Origin of the sequence: Pedobacter sp. N23S346, assembly GCF_048515415.1 — a bacterium.
Classification (GTDB): domain Bacteria; phylum Bacteroidota; class Bacteroidia; order Sphingobacteriales; family Sphingobacteriaceae; genus Pedobacter.
This window is the reverse complement of the sequence record NZ_JBLYEE010000013.1, coordinates 120153-135643: the sequence shown is the minus strand read 5'-3', so window position 1 is coordinate 135643 and position 15491 is coordinate 120153. Positions and strand designations below refer to the sequence as shown.

The 15491-nt window shown below is 36.3% G+C and carries 17 protein-coding genes; 13 read left to right on the top strand and 4 right to left on the bottom strand.

The window, feature by feature from the left end:
- Positions 1-117 precede the first annotated feature (117 nt).
- Positions 118-1041: an NAD(P)-dependent oxidoreductase gene (locus ACN1CD_RS20010; protein WP_419132181.1), complete on the bottom strand. Its 924-nt coding sequence runs from the start codon at positions 1039-1041 to the stop codon at positions 118-120.
- 224 nt (positions 1042-1265) lie between these two features.
- On the opposite strand from ACN1CD_RS20010, the gene ACN1CD_RS20005 reads away from it, so the two are divergent.
- The 3 genes from ACN1CD_RS20005 (at position 1266) to ACN1CD_RS19995 (ending at position 5157) form a co-directional block, all read left to right on the top strand.
- A complete protein-coding gene (locus ACN1CD_RS20005; RefSeq protein WP_419132180.1) occupies positions 1266-3755 on the top strand; it encodes a TonB-dependent receptor domain-containing protein in 2490 nt (829 codons plus the stop codon).
- 80 nt (positions 3756-3835) lie between these two features.
- Positions 3836-4390 (top strand): NUDIX domain-containing protein, encoded by a 555-nt coding sequence (locus ACN1CD_RS20000; protein WP_419132179.1) that lies wholly within the window; start codon positions 3836-3838, stop codon positions 4388-4390.
- A 32-nt stretch (positions 4391-4422) separates the two neighbouring features.
- Positions 4423-5157 (top strand): lysophospholipid acyltransferase family protein, encoded by a 735-nt coding sequence (locus ACN1CD_RS19995; protein ID WP_419132178.1) that lies wholly within the window; start codon positions 4423-4425, stop codon positions 5155-5157.
- Between the two features lie 119 nt (positions 5158-5276).
- Here the strand turns inward: ACN1CD_RS19995 and ACN1CD_RS19990 are convergent, their stop codons facing one another.
- Together ACN1CD_RS19990 and ACN1CD_RS19985 are read right to left on the bottom strand one after the other, a co-directional pair.
- The gene (locus ACN1CD_RS19990; RefSeq protein ID WP_419132177.1) at positions 5277-6026 is read right to left on the bottom strand and encodes a LytR/AlgR family response regulator transcription factor; all 750 of its coding nucleotides are present in this window, start codon (positions 6024-6026) and stop codon (positions 5277-5279) included.
- A gap of 60 nt (positions 6027-6086) precedes the next feature.
- Positions 6087-7118 carry a sensor histidine kinase gene (locus tag ACN1CD_RS19985; RefSeq protein ID WP_419132176.1) on the bottom strand — a complete coding sequence of 344 codons (1032 nt, stop codon included), beginning with the start codon at positions 7116-7118 and terminating at the stop codon, positions 6087-6089.
- Positions 7119-7361: 243 nt separating this feature from the next.
- Between ACN1CD_RS19985 and ACN1CD_RS19980 the strand changes: the two genes are divergently transcribed.
- The 3 genes from ACN1CD_RS19980 to ACN1CD_RS19970 are packed head-to-tail and all read left to right on the top strand — an operon-like array spanning position 7362 to position 9325.
- A complete protein-coding gene (locus ACN1CD_RS19980) occupies positions 7362-7619 on the top strand; it encodes a hypothetical protein (RefSeq protein WP_419132175.1) in 258 nt (85 codons plus the stop codon).
- Between the two features lie 4 nt (positions 7620-7623).
- Positions 7624-8532: an ABC transporter ATP-binding protein gene (locus tag ACN1CD_RS19975; RefSeq protein WP_419132174.1), complete on the top strand. Its 909-nt coding sequence runs from the start codon at positions 7624-7626 to the stop codon at positions 8530-8532.
- Between the two features lies 1 nt (position 8533).
- Positions 8534-9325 carry an ABC transporter permease gene (locus ACN1CD_RS19970; protein WP_419132173.1) on the top strand — a complete coding sequence of 264 codons (792 nt, stop codon included), beginning with the start codon at positions 8534-8536 and terminating at the stop codon, positions 9323-9325.
- Positions 9326-9508: 183 nt separating this feature from the next.
- On the opposite strand, the gene ACN1CD_RS19965 is transcribed toward ACN1CD_RS19970, so the two are convergent.
- Entirely contained in the window at positions 9509-9739 is a 231-nt protein-coding gene (locus ACN1CD_RS19965; RefSeq protein WP_419132172.1) for a response regulator transcription factor, read from the bottom strand.
- Between the two features lie 178 nt (positions 9740-9917).
- On the opposite strand from ACN1CD_RS19965, the gene ACN1CD_RS19960 reads away from it, so the two are divergent.
- From ACN1CD_RS19960 to ACN1CD_RS19930, 7 genes are all read left to right on the top strand, one after another.
- Positions 9918-10307: a hypothetical protein gene (locus tag ACN1CD_RS19960; protein ID WP_419132171.1), complete on the top strand. Its 390-nt coding sequence runs from the start codon at positions 9918-9920 to the stop codon at positions 10305-10307.
- Positions 10308-10310: 3 nt separating this feature from the next.
- Positions 10311-10970 carry a hypothetical protein gene (locus tag ACN1CD_RS19955; RefSeq protein ID WP_419132170.1) on the top strand — a complete coding sequence of 220 codons (660 nt, stop codon included), beginning with the start codon at positions 10311-10313 and terminating at the stop codon, positions 10968-10970.
- Entirely contained in the window at positions 10937-11728 is a 792-nt protein-coding gene (locus tag ACN1CD_RS19950) for a sensor histidine kinase (protein WP_419132169.1), read from the top strand. Before ACN1CD_RS19955 ends, ACN1CD_RS19950 begins: the two co-directional genes overlap by 34 nt.
- A gap of 2 nt (positions 11729-11730) precedes the next feature.
- Positions 11731-12372, top strand: coding sequence for a response regulator (locus ACN1CD_RS19945; protein ID WP_419132167.1), 642 nt, complete (start codon positions 11731-11733; stop codon positions 12370-12372).
- 112 nt (positions 12373-12484) lie between these two features.
- Positions 12485-12862, top strand: a complete 378-nt coding sequence (locus ACN1CD_RS19940; protein WP_419132166.1) for a BlaI/MecI/CopY family transcriptional regulator — start codon at positions 12485-12487, stop codon at positions 12860-12862.
- The gene (locus ACN1CD_RS19935; RefSeq protein ID WP_419132165.1) at positions 12859-14847 is read left to right on the top strand and encodes a TonB family protein; all 1989 of its coding nucleotides are present in this window, start codon (positions 12859-12861) and stop codon (positions 14845-14847) included. Before ACN1CD_RS19940 ends, ACN1CD_RS19935 begins: the two co-directional genes overlap by 4 nt.
- A 15-nt stretch (positions 14848-14862) precedes the next feature.
- Entirely contained in the window at positions 14863-15477 is a 615-nt protein-coding gene (locus ACN1CD_RS19930) for a hypothetical protein (RefSeq protein ID WP_419132164.1), read from the top strand.
- Positions 15478-15491: the final 14 nt, after the last annotated feature.

The following is a 15491-nucleotide window of genomic DNA, read 5'->3' as shown; positions in this document are numbered from 1 at the left end:
GGTCTGAATTCTTAAAAAGGAATCCAAACTCTTTTTAATTTAGAATTAGAACGTACATCATGAGGATGAATGAAAACAGCGATTTTATCGCTCTACCATAATTCCTTCAAATCCCTCTCAAGAAAAGCCCTGTAACTTATCCGCAAGTACTTCCGAAATCTTCCGGTAAGAATCAAACGTCCAGCCACCTACATGCGGTGTTAATAGTACTTTATCATTAGTTTTTAAATCATTGTACCAACCTTGTTCGCCTAATGCAGGGAATTTTTCAGTTTGCAGTACATCCAAACCAGCACCTAAAATTTTCCCCGATTTGATGGCATTTAATACCGCTTGAATACTCACAATTTCCCCTCTTGCCGTATTAATAAAGAAGATTGGTTTTTTAAAGTGAAAGAAATATTCATCATCTACCATCAATTTCGTTTCTGCGGTTAAAGGAACGTGCAAACTAAGCACATCGCTATGTTTAACGATCTCTTCCATGCTTACTTCACGGGCAAAAGCATCACTAAAACCAGTTTTATATTTATCATAAGCCATTACATCCACTTCAAAGCCAGCCAGTTTTTTCGCAAAACTTTGTCCCATAAAGCCGTAACCTATAATCCCTACCTTTTTACCTTTCAACTCATAACCCCGATTGCCTTCACGATCCCATACCCCGTTTCTAATTTCCTGATCTGCCCTGCGAAAGTTGTTCATTAATGACAATAACAATCCAGTAGCATGCTCTCCAACCGCATCACAATTCCCCTCCGGTGCATTCATCAGTTCGATGTTCCTTTCAAAGGCAATTTTATCATCTATATTATCTAAGCCAGCACCCGCTCGGGCTACAAACTTCAAATTCGGTGCAGCAGCAAAAATTTCAGCGTCAATTCTAAACTTTGTCCGCACGGCGATTCCAACGTAATCTTTAATTCTTTCAAGCGTTTGCTGACGCGTAATCTGAGGTTCATCATCAACCACATAACCCATTTCAATAGCCCGTTCCTTAAAAACCGGGTGTAAATCGTCAACAATTAATATTTTTTTCATTTGTAAATTTATTTTCGAAACTTTTAAATTCAAACAAAAGTAACATTTTCTGTAGGGCTTCTACCCCCATAGAGGCCTTATTTATTTAAACCTTTCAGCATCAAAAAAACTCACAAAAATATTACGCTAAAACGGCTGTAATAAAATAGTTACGCCTCGCTAATTAAACTAAGTTGCCGTTACTTTGTCTCCCTTTACAAAACACACACAAATTTTAATTTTTAATGAGACTTTTACAATCGCGAACGATTCCCATAATCCTCCTACTTTTAAGTTTAACCTTTAATCTTTTTGCCCAAACTGGTAACAAAGCGAAAATAACCGGCACGCTAAAAGATGCTAAAACACAAGAAACCATTCCATTTGCAACTGCAGTTTTAATTGATAAAACCACCGCCAAGAATGTAAAAATAGCCCAAACAGATGTTAATGGTGCATTTGTGATGACTGATTTACCAAAAGGAAACTTCACCTTCAAAATCAGTTTTGTTGGGTATCAAACCATGGTAAGAGATAACATTGCCATTACCGCAGCAACAGGCACTTTAAACTTCGGCGACATTAAGATGAACGCGGCTAAAGGGAATATTTTAAGCGAGGTAACGGTAACCGGCCAGAAGCAAGGCATGCAGATGGGCATTGATAAAAAAGTATTTTCTGTAGATCAAAGTGTGATTAGTGAAGGTGGCTCGGCAACTGATTTATTGCAAAATGTTCCTTCTGTTTCTACCGACATGGATGGTAATGTAAGTTTGCGTGGTTCTACAGGTGTAAGGGTTTTGATTGATGGCAAACCTTCTTTAATTGCCGGAGGAAATGTGGCGCAGATTTTAGCTTCAATCCCAGCCAGCTCCATCGAAAGTGTGGAGGTGATTACCAATCCATCTGCCAAATATGATGCAGAAGGCCAATCCGGAATTATCAACATTGTATTAAAGAAAAATACCAAATTAGGTTTTAATGGATCTGCCGCCATAACTGCCGGTAACCGCGACAATTACAATGCGAATACCAATTTAAGTTTCCAAAACAGTAAGGTAAATCTTTACGGAAATTATAGCTACCGCTACGGAAACAGGATTGGTGGAGGTTTTCAGGACATTACCTATAAAGGTGACTCTGCAAGAACTGCGTTTGCCAATCAGGCAACCACTTCAAATACTTTGGAGAAAGGGCATAATGCCAAGGCTGGGTTAGATTATTACCTGGCACCTAAAAGCGTAATCAGTTTATCTGGTGGTTTCAATTCAAGAGAAAATGAGCGAAATGAATTATTGGATATCAGACAATTGAACCGTGCACAAACACCTGTTTCTTTGAGCAACAGAACCAATTTAAATGATGGCTATGGAAGCAGTTATGATTTAAATTTGGATTACGTACAGAAGTTTAAAAAACCTAAAGAAGAATTGACTTTTAATTTTGGTTATTCAAATGGAGATAACAATAACGATCAAACTTACAGTACCACTACAACCAATAGAAACAATGTTCCGATTAACGAAAACTTAAGTTTGCAACGTGTTTTTAATAGGGGCGATAACTCAAACTACAATATCCAAACAGATTATAGCGTACCTGTTGGCAAAGCGGGTAAAGTGGAGGCCGGCTACCGCAGCCAGATTCGCTTAGCTGATAACAACCAATATGCAGACTCTATTTTAACAAACACCAGCGTTTATATAGAAAACAACAAACTGATCAATAATTTTAATAGCAAAGACCAGGTGCATGCCCTTTATGTGAACTATCAGAATCAAATTAAAGATTTTGGGTATCAATTGGGTTTAAGAGCAGAGGATGCGCGTTTAGACACCCACTTAGATGGCTATACCAACAATGTATTAACTTCTAGTGAAGGAAATATTCGCTACAAAAGATTGTATCCAAGTGTATTTTTAACACAGAAACTCAAAGGCGATAATCAAGTTCAGCTCAGCTATACCCGTCGTGTAAACCGTCCGCGCCCGTGGGATACCAATCCATTCCTGGATGTTTCAGAACCGTTCAATTACAGAGGTGGTAATCCGAACCTATTGCCAGAGGATGTACACTCCTTTGAGTTAGGATATAGCAAATACTGGAAAAAAGTAACCTTAACTTCCAGCTTATATTTCCGCCAAACCAATGATGTTATTCAAAGGGTAAGAAGCTCGCCAGTTAATGGAATTATCACCACCACACCTCAGAATTTATCACGCCAGATTAATAGTGGTTTAGAGTTAATTGGCCGTTTTGATTTGGTAAAGGCATTAAACTTCACTACCAACGTAAACCTTTACCAGGCGAAATTTGATGGCGATGAAAGATTCAACATTAAACCAAGCAACGGCTTCAGCTGGAATGGAAACGTAACCGCAAATTTAACTGTGGTTAAAAACGTATCAGTTCAAGTTCGTGGCGATTACCGCGCTCCAGAAGTAATGGCGCAAGGGAAACGCAATGCGATGTACGGAATTGATGGTGGTGCAAAATACGACTTCCCGAACAAAAAGGCTTCATTAAGTTTTAATGTGAGGGATGTATTTAATACCAGGAGGTGGAGTATGACTACTGAAGACGATTTTACGATTGTAGATTTTGAACGCCAGATGCAGGGAACCATGGGTAATTTAACTTTCTCTTACCGCTTCGGAAAAACCACATTTAGTAACGTAAAGAAACAGAAAAAAGACGATCAGCAGGAAAATCGACCTGATGAGGGATCATTCTAATACAGCGAGGCGTTTCGAATATCGAAACGCCTTTTTTGTTTAAATATGGAGTGTGAAAATGATATTTATTATCTTGCACGATGGAAGATCAAAACCCCTGGACAACATTAGAAAGCGAAGTTAAATACGATAATAATTGGATTCGGGTTACCGAGCATCAGGTCATTAATCCATCTGGTGGTACCGGGATTTATGGTGAAGTCCATTTTAAAAACTTTGCTATTGGCATTTTACCACTTGACGAAGAAAAAAACACCTGGCTAGTTGGACAGTATCGTTTCCCACTGAAAGCATACAGCTGGGAGATTCCGGAAGGCGGTGGACCGTTTCATGAAGATCCACTTGAAAGTGCCAGAAGAGAACTTTTAGAAGAAACCGGCTTAAGCGCTAAAAACTGGAAGGAAATTCAGCGCATGCACCTCTCTAATTCTGTAAGCGATGAGCTGAATATTATTTACCTCGCCACAAACCTGATTCAGGGCATAGCAATGCCCGAAGAAACCGAGCAACTGGTTGTTAAAAAGTTGCCTTTCGAAGATGTTTATCAACTGGTGGCAAAGGGCGAAATTACCGATTCGGTAAGTGTTGCCGCGATTATGAAAGTAAAACTCATGATTTTAAACGGCGAAATCTAATGATTATCTTTGCCGCATTAATAATTTAATCAATGAGCAAGCTGATCGGATATATTTTAAGTCCTGTTTTTTATTTTTTCTTTGGCTTAACGCTTTGTATTTTCCACCCCATACAGTGGGTTTGCTATAAATTTTTCGGCTATAAGGCACATAAGGTTTCGGTTGATATCCTAAATTTCTTTCTCACTTATTGTCAGGTATTTTTATTGAATTCGGTTACTTTTAAAAACGATTTCAATCTCCCTACAGATCGACCAATCATCTTCGCTGCCAACCATCAGAGCATGTATGATATCCCTTCCCTGATCTGGTTTTTGAGAAAACATAGTGCAAAGTTTATTTCTAAAATAGAGCTTACCAAAGGCATTCCATCCATTTCCATAAACCTAAGATTAGGCGGCGGCGCGAACATCAACAGAAAAGACAATAAACAAGCGATTTCTGAAATCATTAAGCTTGGTCGCAGGATGAAAGAAAACAACTGGAGTACCGTTATATTCCCGGAAGGTACCAGGGCCAAAGATGGAAGGGTTAAAACATTCCAGTTTGGTGGAATTGCTACAATATTGAAGGCCGTGCCAAATGCACTGATTGTACCGATAGCAATTGAAAATTCATGGAAAATAGTTCGTTTTGGAATGTTCCCGCTCACCACCGGGCACGCCTTAAGATGGACCGTATTAAAGCCTTTAGAGCCCAGCGATAAAACAGGAAACGAAATTACTTTGGCAGTAGAAACGGAAATCAGAAAGGTGCTTGGGCAATAGAAGTATCAAGAAGAAAGTATCAAGATTAAAGTATCAGGTATCAAGACTAACGTATTAGGTATCGAGACCTATTGTTATTCTAGACTTTGGACTTGATACTATTGACTTCAGACTCCAAACTAAATATTCTTATTCCCAATTACCTTGAAAAACTCATCACGATAAGTATCTCCAACCGGAATAATTTTCTGGTTAATGGTGATTCTGCTGCGTTCGATACTTTCAATTTTATCTACGGCTACAATATAAGATTTATGCACACGGATAAACTGACTTTGGGGTAATGCTTCTTCCATCTTCTTCATACTCTGAAGCGTAATAATGCGCTCAGCTTTCGTAAAAATAGAAATATAGTCTTTCAATCCTTCGATGAAAAGGATATCGTGCAAATAAATTTTTTGAATTTTATGTTCCGTTTTTACAAAAATATAATCCTGAACCGGATTTGCAGGAGCCGAAAATGGTGCGGGTGTAACGATAGGCTGGGCGACACTCGCAGGTGCTTCAACCGGCTTAAACTGATTATGAACTTTTTCTACGGCTTTATAAAAACGATCGAAGGCAATTGGCTTCAAAAGGTAATCAGAAACGTTAAGGTCGTAACTTTCTAAAGCATATTGTGGGTAAGCAGTAGTTAAAATATAATGGCACTTGTTTCCTGCAATCTTCAGGAACTGAATCCCCGTTAATTCTGGCATTTGAATATCCAGAAAAACCAGGTCAATACCCCCGGCCTGAACAATTTGCAAAGCTTCTATTGGATTTTCGCACCTTTTAACAAAATTTAAAAAGGGTACTTTAGAAATATAATCTTGCAGAATATCGAGCGCTAATGGCTCATCATCAACAACAATACAGTTTAAGTTCATTGTAGGTTTATTGTTTTAATCAATAATTTCAATAAAATTCGCTGGTTTTTGGTTCCCGAATTAAATATCAATCATCAGTTCGCAGGTGTAATGAGTAGCCGAATTTACAACATTTAATTTATATCTGTCTGGATAAACCAATTGTAATCTTCTTTCTACATTGGTTAAACCCACTCCACCCTGTGCATCTTTATTCTGATTGTTTTTCTTATTAATTACGCTGAAATGAAGTATTTTCTGATTGGCTATGATGTTAATTTTAACCGGGTGCTCAGGGTCGTTAACCACACCGTGTTTGAAAGCATTCTCTACAAAAGAAATCAACATCAATGGAACAATCTTTTGATCATCTATTTCTCCGTTTAATATGAGTTCGATGTAGGCACCATCCTTAAACCTGATTTTTTGTAAATCAATGTAATTGGTTAGGTAATCAACTTCCTTGCTTAAAGATACTGTTGGCGTATTGCTTTCGTAAATCATGTAGCGCATAATCTCCGAAAGTTTCATAATCGCATCTGCAGTTTTATCAGATTTTTGATAAGCCAGCGAATAAATATTATTCAGTGAATTAAAAAGAAAATGAGGATTTAGCTGCGACTTTAAAAATTGAAGTTCCATTTCCCTGCGTTCGCTTTCCAGATTGCGTTGAATGCGTTCATTAGCAAACCAATCTGCCGCAATTTTAATTAAACAACTGGAAACCAGGAAAAAACCACACAAAAACAATTGTCCAACAAAATACTTGTCGGCAGATATTGTTTTTCGCTTGCCTTCCATCATATACTCCATCATATCCTTCGGATTCAAAACCGCCACTGCCGTTTTTATAAATGCAGTTACACCGAGGAGCAACAGGAAGATAAAAATATAAAGGAAATATTTTTTTTTGTGCTTAATAAATTGAGGAATTAAAATAAGGTAATTGATGTAGAAAAGTGAAACATTAATGATCCCGAACAATACAAGCGATAATAAAAAATGCTTGATATTACTGGTTTCAGAATCAAAAAAGATATTTAATGCAATGATGATTACTATAAATACCCAATACACTGCATGCAGTATAATTGGTCCTTTGCTTTTTGTCATTATTTGTAGCTTATGTCAAACCGGATCAATGCTTCGATCTGTGCATCCAAAGTAAATAAAGTTTCCTTTTTAACCCAACACAATCTACCAACTGGCTTTTTTTTTCTACGAACGGCCCAAACGCCAAAATTTATCGACCAACGCCAAAATTACCCGTTGATCTAGAATCTTGAACACTTGGTATAATAGATTTTAGCAGCTTGCTTTTCTTCAGTTTCTTTGAATCATCAAAACAAAACAACCATGAAAAATTCATCAGCAATCAATTTCACAAATCAAACAGTAATTACTGATGAAACTTTCACAACCGCTCAAATTAAACTAACTGTTATGAAAAAATTAGCCAACACCTCGCCATTCTTACTTTTATTATTGCCAGTTTTTATGATGATCATTTTAACGCTTACCGTTAACACGAATCAAAATGATGCTGAGATTGTGGTAAAACCAGCTAAAACTTCTACTTCTATTGTGAAACAGGCTACCGCTATTTTCAAATAGGATAATGAGCAGTTTTGCAATAGAAACCGTTGGACTGAATTTTAATTTTGGCCACCAGGCCATTGTTAAAGATTTATCTCTACAGGTTCCAAAAGGAAGCATTTATGGCTTTCTTGGCCCTAATGGAGCTGGAAAAACTACTACCATAAAAATTCTGTTAAACTTATTGAAATCTCCTGCCGATCGGGTTTTCATTTTCGGTAAAGAAATCAACAGTAATCGCATTGCTATCCTTAAACGTGTGGGCTCCTTAGTAGAGCAACCTGCAATTTACAGCCACCTCAGCGGAAAGGAAAACTTAATTAACCGCTGTTTGCTTTTAGGTATCAAAAAAAGTAAAGCCGATGAAATGTTGGCGCTAGTTGGTTTAACAGATGCTGCAGACAAAAAATCAAATAAATATTCCTTAGGTATGAAACAGCGTCTGGGTATTGCCCTGGCTTTAGTTTCAGACCCTGAGTTGCTCCTTTTAGATGAACCCACAAATGGTTTAGACCCAAACGGCATCATCGAGATTAGAAACCTGATGATCGAGCTCACCACGAAACACCATAAAACGATATTGGTTTCCAGCCATCTTTTAGCTGAAATAGAAAGAACCGCTACCCACGTAGGCATCATTAACAAAGGACAATTACTTTTTCAGGGCACCATTCAGGAGTTACAACTCCTCAATAAACCTTTGCTTGAAATTGAAGTAAACAATATTGAAGATGCTTCAATTCTGATCAAGGAGAAAGGATACGAAATCGTAACCAAAACCGATTCAAAAATTAGTATTCCGTTTGTATCTCAAACAGAAAGCGGAATAATTAATACCCTACTGATACAAAACGGCTTTACAGTAACCAGCCTTTCACAACAAAGAAAAGATCTCGAAAACCTATTCCTCGATATCACTAAAACAAACTAAAATGCGCTCTTTATATATTTCAATCTACTCAGAATTTTATAAATCCAGAAAAACACTTGCATTTTGGGCATCAATCCTACTGCCGCTCATCATCTGCGGATTAATCACTTTTGGCTTTTATAGTAGTTCAGAAAAAATACTAGGCCTGCACCAACCACCAATGATCCTTTGGATTCGTTACATAGGCTCGGCACTTGGCGTAATGGGTATATTAATTTTACCATTTTACGTAATTTTTATGGCGTTTTCGGTAAACAACATTGAGCATAAAAATGATACATGGAAATCGCTCTTTGCACAACCACTCCATAAATTCTCCATTTACGCAGCAAAGTATATCTATGCGGTAATCCTCATATTTCTATCGCTGCTGCTATTCGCCAGTCTTACTTTTGCATTCGGGCATTTATTACAACTACTGGTGCCAAAGTATAACTTTGATCAGTACGATCCATCATTGATATTAATTAAATTCTATACCAAACTCTTTTTATCCTCCCTGGGAATTTTATCCATTCAGTTTCTATTAAGTCTGCTTTGGGGAGATTTTTTAAAACCAATGGGGATTGGATTTGTAGGTACAATTATGGGGATCATCACAGGGAATGTTGGATGGAAATATGCCTACTTAATTCCTTACAGCCATCCTGCCTTAGTTTTAAATAGCAGTAAATCGGCTACAGACCCATCAACCTTTCCAATCTTCACACAGGAAATCTACACCAGCTTAATTTATGCAGCCGTGCTTTTTATTTTGGGCTATTTCATTGTGATTAAAAAAAGTATTAAATAAGCTTCGGGAAACATTGCAGCATTTATTCAGCTCCTTTAGCTTCATAAATTACTTTCTATCTTATTCGAGTTAATAAAAACCCTGAAAACACAAAAGCCTGCATTTTTGATAACTGATTATCAAAAGGCAGGCTTTGTTGTTTAGAGAGAGAGAGTTGCGTTAAAGGGAGAGCGTTATTCCTTATTAAAAGGACAAAATTCTTTGTTTGAAGGCCCATACAATGAGCTGATAAGAATTGCGTAAATCAAGTTTTCTTACCATGTTTCTTCTATGTGTATTTACGGTATGCTCACTAATAAAAAGCATATCGCCAATTTCTTTGCTGTTATAACCGTTTGATAAAAGACGTACAATTTCCACTTCCCGATCAGTTATCAAACTGCTGTTTTCTTTAACTGGTAGGTTGTTTATCATATCTGCAATTATGTTATACGGTTTCTATAATCCAAAAGTAAGCAGCTCTACCGATTTATGAGTAGTGGAAAACACCCTAAATTAAAAGGTGTTTTTACGGTATCGAAAGTCAAAATCCCTCTTGCCTGTTAATATCTAAATCACGACTTTAGGGAAATAAACCAATTAATAATTTATTATGGAAAAAGCAAATGAATTTGAGCCTATTAATGTAAACGTAGCACGAAAAATGGTCGAAGCATTTGGCGTAGAAGCTACCAATACGAATGCACATTCCTATACCAAAGCAGTTTGGTTCCCGGCAGAACAAATTCTGGAAATGGCCGAAAAAATCAAAGAGGGTAAACACGATGGCTTACGGATTTACTTTGCTAAATACGTAGAAGAATCCTGGAGTGAGATTCCAGAATCACATAGGGGGCGTAACACCGTCCTACTTGTTCCAACTTTTTCCGCTGGAAACACCAACCACCTTGGCGCAGCCACAAAAGACCATGAGGATGATCTTACTGATATAGAAAACAGAGGCACACTTTGCCCTTCAATGTGTGATGGAGCTGAATTATAGGGTATGAATTTTTTTAACCCTATCATTATTGCCGAAATAATTTGTCTGATTGCAGCATTATTCTTTCTTCTTAAAGATAAAATCTCTTTCTGGAAGATTAATATTGCCTACCTGGTTATTGCACTATCTACAGAAGCAAGAGGGGCATATCTGGCACTTCTACATCATCATAATTTGGGGTTATATAATACATTTTTACTATTTGAAATCACATTTATTTCTTATGGGATGTATTATTGTCTAAAAAAATACATGGATCCAAGGCCAATAATTTTTTCTGGCCTTGGCATCTGTTTTATCATTTTTGCCATTTTCACCTTCAAAAATGGAATCCATGCTTACAACGACATCTTCAACGATAATACGGTTAATGTAATGTCCGTTATATTTGTACTATATTGCCTTTATTATTATTACAAACTTTTGAATGACGAGGAAACGCTGGATCTTAAACATCATCCGGAATTCTGGTGGGTTAACGGCGTATTGTTCTACTATTTTGGCAGTACGGCGACTAATCTTACCTACGATCTTTTTAAGATCAAGGTATTCGAACATATTCCGCTTCGCTTATTTATTTATTACATTACCAATGCCATTCTTTACAGTAACTGGATTTACAGCTACATATGCAGAGCCAAACAACGCAAATTGCAATCTTAATTGTAATCACAACACTGATCTTTTTATTAATGCCGCTATTTCTGATTCTCTACATCAGGTCTTACGCGAGGCATAAAAAAAACCATCACTTAGAAAAGCAGCACATGCAGCAAAAGTTCGAATCAGAAATTTTGCAGGCCAGGATTGAAGTACAGGATCAAACCATGCAAACTATAGCCACTGAATTACATGATAATATCGGCCAATTGCTCAGCTTAACAACTTTAACACTCAATTCGGTAAACTTGAATGATAGCGAAAAGGCAGAAAAAAAAATAGGAAATTCGCTCACTTTAATTAATAAATCAATAAAAGAAATTCGGGAGTTGGCAAAGCTGTTGCATGGGGAACAGATTGTTGAAAATGGTATAGGATATGCGATTGATCAGGAAATCAACTGGCTAAACAAAACAGGAGCCTATGAAATAGAAAACAATAATGGCCTTATTAATGTGGCTGAAAGATCGCCGGATAAAGACCTTATTATTCTGCGCCTGTTGCAGGAAATCATTAATAATATTATAAAACATGCCAATGCAACAGCAATAACCTTCGATGCTTTTTATGAGGATAAAATACTTCATCTCAACATCAAAGAAAATGGCATTGGTTTCGATTATGAAAAAAATACAACATCAAGAGCCGGAATGGGATTAAATTCTATCTACAAAAGAATAGAAATAATCAATGGAAAATTAATATTAAATTCGTCACCAAATAACGGTACAATTATATTAATCGAAATCCCCTATCCTTAATCATGCCCGCTCAGTCTATCTCTATTGCTATCGTTGATGATCATACACTTTTCCGTTCAGGTTTGGCAAGTTTATTAGATGAATTTGATGAAATTGAAGTTGTATTTGAAGGAATTCATGGTCTGGATTTACAACAAAAGATTAAAAATCATCCCGATGTACAACTGATCTTAATGGACATCAGCATGCCTGTAATGGATGGCTTTGCAGCTACAAAATGGACCAAAGATAACTATCCGGACGTTAAAATACTAGCTTTAAGCATGCTCGAAGATGAAAAGGCAATCATAGGGATGTTAAAGGCGGGCGCTGGCGGGTATATGCTAAAAGAGTCTACACCTATTGACCTACTTATAGCAATTAAAGCGATCGTTGAAAAAGGTTTTTATGTTAATGATCTGGTTTCTGGTCGGCTTCTTGTAGCGCTTAAAGACGGTGATACTAAACCTGTTTTCAGTGCAAGAGAATTAACATTTTTACAGCATTGCAGTAGTGAACTAACTTATAGAGAAATTGCAGACTTAATGAATGTTAGTCCGCGTACGGTTGATAACTACCGCGAATCACTTTTCGCTAAATTAAACATCAAATCCCGCACGGGCTTAGTGGTTTATGCAATCAAAAACAAGCTGATTACCATATAGTTCGTTTAGAATAACATCTATTTATTTTCATAAATTATTTGGATAACTAAATAATTAGTTTTAATTTTAGTTACGGCAACCATTGTTGATCCGTACTTATTTTAAAATTATTATGGAAATTAAAGATTTAACCAAAGCCGAAGAACAGATTATGCAGGTGCTGTGGCAATTGGAAAAAGCATTTGTTAAAGATGTTATAGATGAGTTACCAATACCTAAACCTGCCTATAATACCGTCTCAACCATTATCCGTATTCTTGAAACTAAAGGTTTCATTGGTCATGAAGCCTTTGGAAAAGCACATCAATACTATCCTTTAATTAGCAAAGAAGAATATAAGCGCCATGCTACGGAGAAACTTCTTGGCAATTACTTTGAAAATTCGGTTGAAAGCATGTTTTCTTTCTTTGTTAAAGAGGAAAAATTGGATTTAAGTGATGTAGATGAGATTTTGAAAATGATCAATAACATTAAACGGAATCCAAAATGAGTTTTGCCCACTACCTCCTACAGGTAAACTTATATCTGATCGTATTTTATGGATTTTATAAATTACTATTAGATAGAGAGACCTATTTCATCCTGAATCGCATTTATTTAGTAGCTGCTGGAGTATTGTCCTTGTGCATACCTTTTATCCGCTTGGAATGGATTACGGAGCAAGAGGCTGCTAAAAAAGTTTATACATCCGTAAATTGGGATGCTGTTTTGCAACAAGCAACGATAGTAACGGACGATGAATCTGTTTTAAACTGGGCAAATGCCTTTGTTTTCATTTATTGCGCTGGTATTTTGTTTTTCCTGGGGAGGCTGATGTTTAATTTATTTGCAGTAAAAAAATTAATTAATACAGCTAAATCTGGTTCAGCATTTTCATTTTTTAGCAGAAAAATTATAGATAAAAACCTACCATTAGCGAATGTTATAGACGTGCATGAAGATGTTCATATTAAACAGTGGCATACGGTAGATATTTTATTTTTTGAGGTATTGGGCATCTTAACCTGGATTAATCCAATCATATATTTATATAAAAAATCAATAAAAAACATTCATGAATTTTTAGCAGATCAGCAAGCTGCAGAATTTCAAGGTGATAAAGCCGAATATGCCCTGCTGATTTTAAGCCAGTCTTTTGGTATCTCTCCGAATAGTTTAACAAATGGCTTTTTCGATAAATCGCTCATCAAAAAAAGAATTTTCATGTTGCAAAAAGAGAAATCTAAAAAGACAGCCATCATGAAATATGGTGTATTCATTCCACTATTTGCAATACTTATCATTTTCTCTTCAGCAACCATTCGGAAAAATAAGAAACTGATGGCCCTCTCCGATCAAATTCCTTTAGAAAAACCTATAGAAATTGTTAAGGATATGGTAATAACAGCGCCTGAATTGACTGATGGAGAATCTTCAAAAAGTATTATTGGTCCTTCAACTGAAAAAGTTGAAGGAAACTGGAGTTCCTTTTATCGCTTTATGGGGAGATCTATAAAGTATCCTTCCGAAGCACAGAAAAATAACTTGCAAGGCAATACCCAAATCAAGTTTACGCTTCAAAACAATAAAGTAATTAATGTAAGTACGGTTTTAGATTTGGGCGATGGTTGCGATGAAGAGGTAATGAAAGCGCTATTGTCGTTCAAAAACTTTAAAGATTTGCCAAATGGTAAATATAGTTTAAAAGTGGGATTTAAACTTTCAGGTAACGAGGCCAAAATTAAAAACACGAAAGCGATGGTCCTACCGGGTTATCAAAAATTATCTGAAATTACTGTGGTAGGGTATTCAAGACCCGGGTCAACCGATAATACGGAAAAAGTGTATGACTTTGTTTCAATTGATAAACAACCTGAATTTCCCGGAGGAATTACCAAATTTTATGAATACCTGGGGAAAAATATCAAATACCCAAAAATGGCCGTAGATAATAATGTTAGCGGAAAAGTGTTTTTGAGTTTTATTGTAGAAAAGAATGGTCAATTATCAGATATCCAGGTGACGAGAGGATTAGGCAGCGGAACAGACGAAGAAGCCATTAGAGTAATAAAAGATTCACCTAAATGGAACCCTGGAATTGCAGAAGATAAACCAGTAAGGGTAAAGTATAATCTTAATGTGAACTTTACTTTAACACCTACTGTAGACAAATCAAAAATTGATCAACCCACAAAAATAAATTTGAAACCATCCAAATCCCTAACAGATTTAAGCAATTTCAACGGTCTTTTAATTATCGACGGCGTGAAAGCAACAGATAATAAGATTTTAAATACGGTTAATCCAAATGATATTGAATCTGTAACTGTATTAAAAGATAATTCGGCAACAAGCCTTTATGGTTTACAGGCAACAAATGGCGTAATACTTATTACCACTAAAAAGATCAAAAGTGGTCTGTTCAGAAATCCGGAAAGAGCTGAATTGACAATAGAAAAAAAATCAACATTTGATCAGATTGGTAAAAGATTCTAAATAAAATTATAGAAAATGAAAAAGATATTATTGGTGGTATTTACTTTGGCTTTCGCCCTGCATACCAAAGCACAAAAAACGGATACGGTTAAAACATCCTCATTAACTATTGAGCAGCCTTACAGTCAAAAATCAACTGAACCATTAATTGTAATTGACGGAAACATACAATATTTGAGGGGTTTGGTTGCCGCGAGCAGCATTGACCCAAAAAATATAGAATCGATAAACATTTTGAAAGATATTTCTGCCATAGGAAAGTATGGTGCCGATGGCAATAACGGCGTGATTGAGATTAAAACTAAAAATCCGCTAGTTGGAATTTCCAACAAAGAAATAGATACTGGCAAGATTGATGGTGCGATAAACATTTTTAAGTTTCAACCGAACAAAAGACCCACCATTATAACCAGGAACTTACTTCAAAAAGATTCTGATCCAAAAGCTAAACCGTTATATGTTGTAGATGGGAAAGAGACTACGAATATCGATACAATGGATCAAAATAAAATTGAATCAGTTACTATTTTGAAAGATGCTTCTGCTACCTCGCTTTATAAAGATAAAGGCAAAAACGGCGTGATCTTAATTACCACTAAAGGCAAAAAGGTAAATCCAGAAAAGAATTAATTAATCCTTAACTA

Bases quoted from the DNA above. Each gene is read 5' to 3' on its own strand.
- ACN1CD_RS20010 (WP_419132181.1), bottom strand. From the start codon at position 1,041: ATGAAAAAAATATTAATTGTTGACGATTTACACCCGGTTTTTAAGGAA.
- ACN1CD_RS20005 (WP_419132180.1), top strand. From the start codon at position 1,266: ATGAGACTTTTACAATCGCGAACGATTCCCATAATCCTCCTACTTTTA.
- ACN1CD_RS20000 (WP_419132179.1), top strand. From the start codon at position 3,836: ATGGAAGATCAAAACCCCTGGACAACATTAGAAAGCGAAGTTAAATAC.
- ACN1CD_RS19995 (WP_419132178.1), top strand. From the start codon at position 4,423: ATGAGCAAGCTGATCGGATATATTTTAAGTCCTGTTTTTTATTTTTTC.
- ACN1CD_RS19990 (WP_419132177.1), bottom strand. From the start codon at position 6,026: ATGAACTTAAACTGTATTGTTGTTGATGATGAGCCATTAGCGCTCGAT.
- ACN1CD_RS19985 (WP_419132176.1), bottom strand. From the start codon at position 7,118: ATGACAAAAAGCAAAGGACCAATTATACTGCATGCAGTGTATTGGGTA.
- ACN1CD_RS19980 (WP_419132175.1), top strand. From the start codon at position 7,362: ATGAAAAATTCATCAGCAATCAATTTCACAAATCAAACAGTAATTACT.
- ACN1CD_RS19975 (WP_419132174.1), top strand. From the start codon at position 7,624: ATGAGCAGTTTTGCAATAGAAACCGTTGGACTGAATTTTAATTTTGGC.
- ACN1CD_RS19970 (WP_419132173.1), top strand. From the start codon at position 8,534: ATGCGCTCTTTATATATTTCAATCTACTCAGAATTTTATAAATCCAGA.
- ACN1CD_RS19965 (WP_419132172.1), bottom strand. From the start codon at position 9,739: ATGATAAACAACCTACCAGTTAAAGAAAACAGCAGTTTGATAACTGAT.
- ACN1CD_RS19960 (WP_419132171.1), top strand. From the start codon at position 9,918: ATGGAAAAAGCAAATGAATTTGAGCCTATTAATGTAAACGTAGCACGA.
- ACN1CD_RS19955 (WP_419132170.1), top strand. From the start codon at position 10,311: ATGAATTTTTTTAACCCTATCATTATTGCCGAAATAATTTGTCTGATT.
- ACN1CD_RS19950 (WP_419132169.1), top strand. From the start codon at position 10,937: ATGCAGAGCCAAACAACGCAAATTGCAATCTTAATTGTAATCACAACA.
- ACN1CD_RS19945 (WP_419132167.1), top strand. From the start codon at position 11,731: ATGCCCGCTCAGTCTATCTCTATTGCTATCGTTGATGATCATACACTT.
- ACN1CD_RS19940 (WP_419132166.1), top strand. From the start codon at position 12,485: ATGGAAATTAAAGATTTAACCAAAGCCGAAGAACAGATTATGCAGGTG.
- ACN1CD_RS19935 (WP_419132165.1), top strand. From the start codon at position 12,859: ATGAGTTTTGCCCACTACCTCCTACAGGTAAACTTATATCTGATCGTA.
- ACN1CD_RS19930 (WP_419132164.1), top strand. From the start codon at position 14,863: ATGAAAAAGATATTATTGGTGGTATTTACTTTGGCTTTCGCCCTGCAT.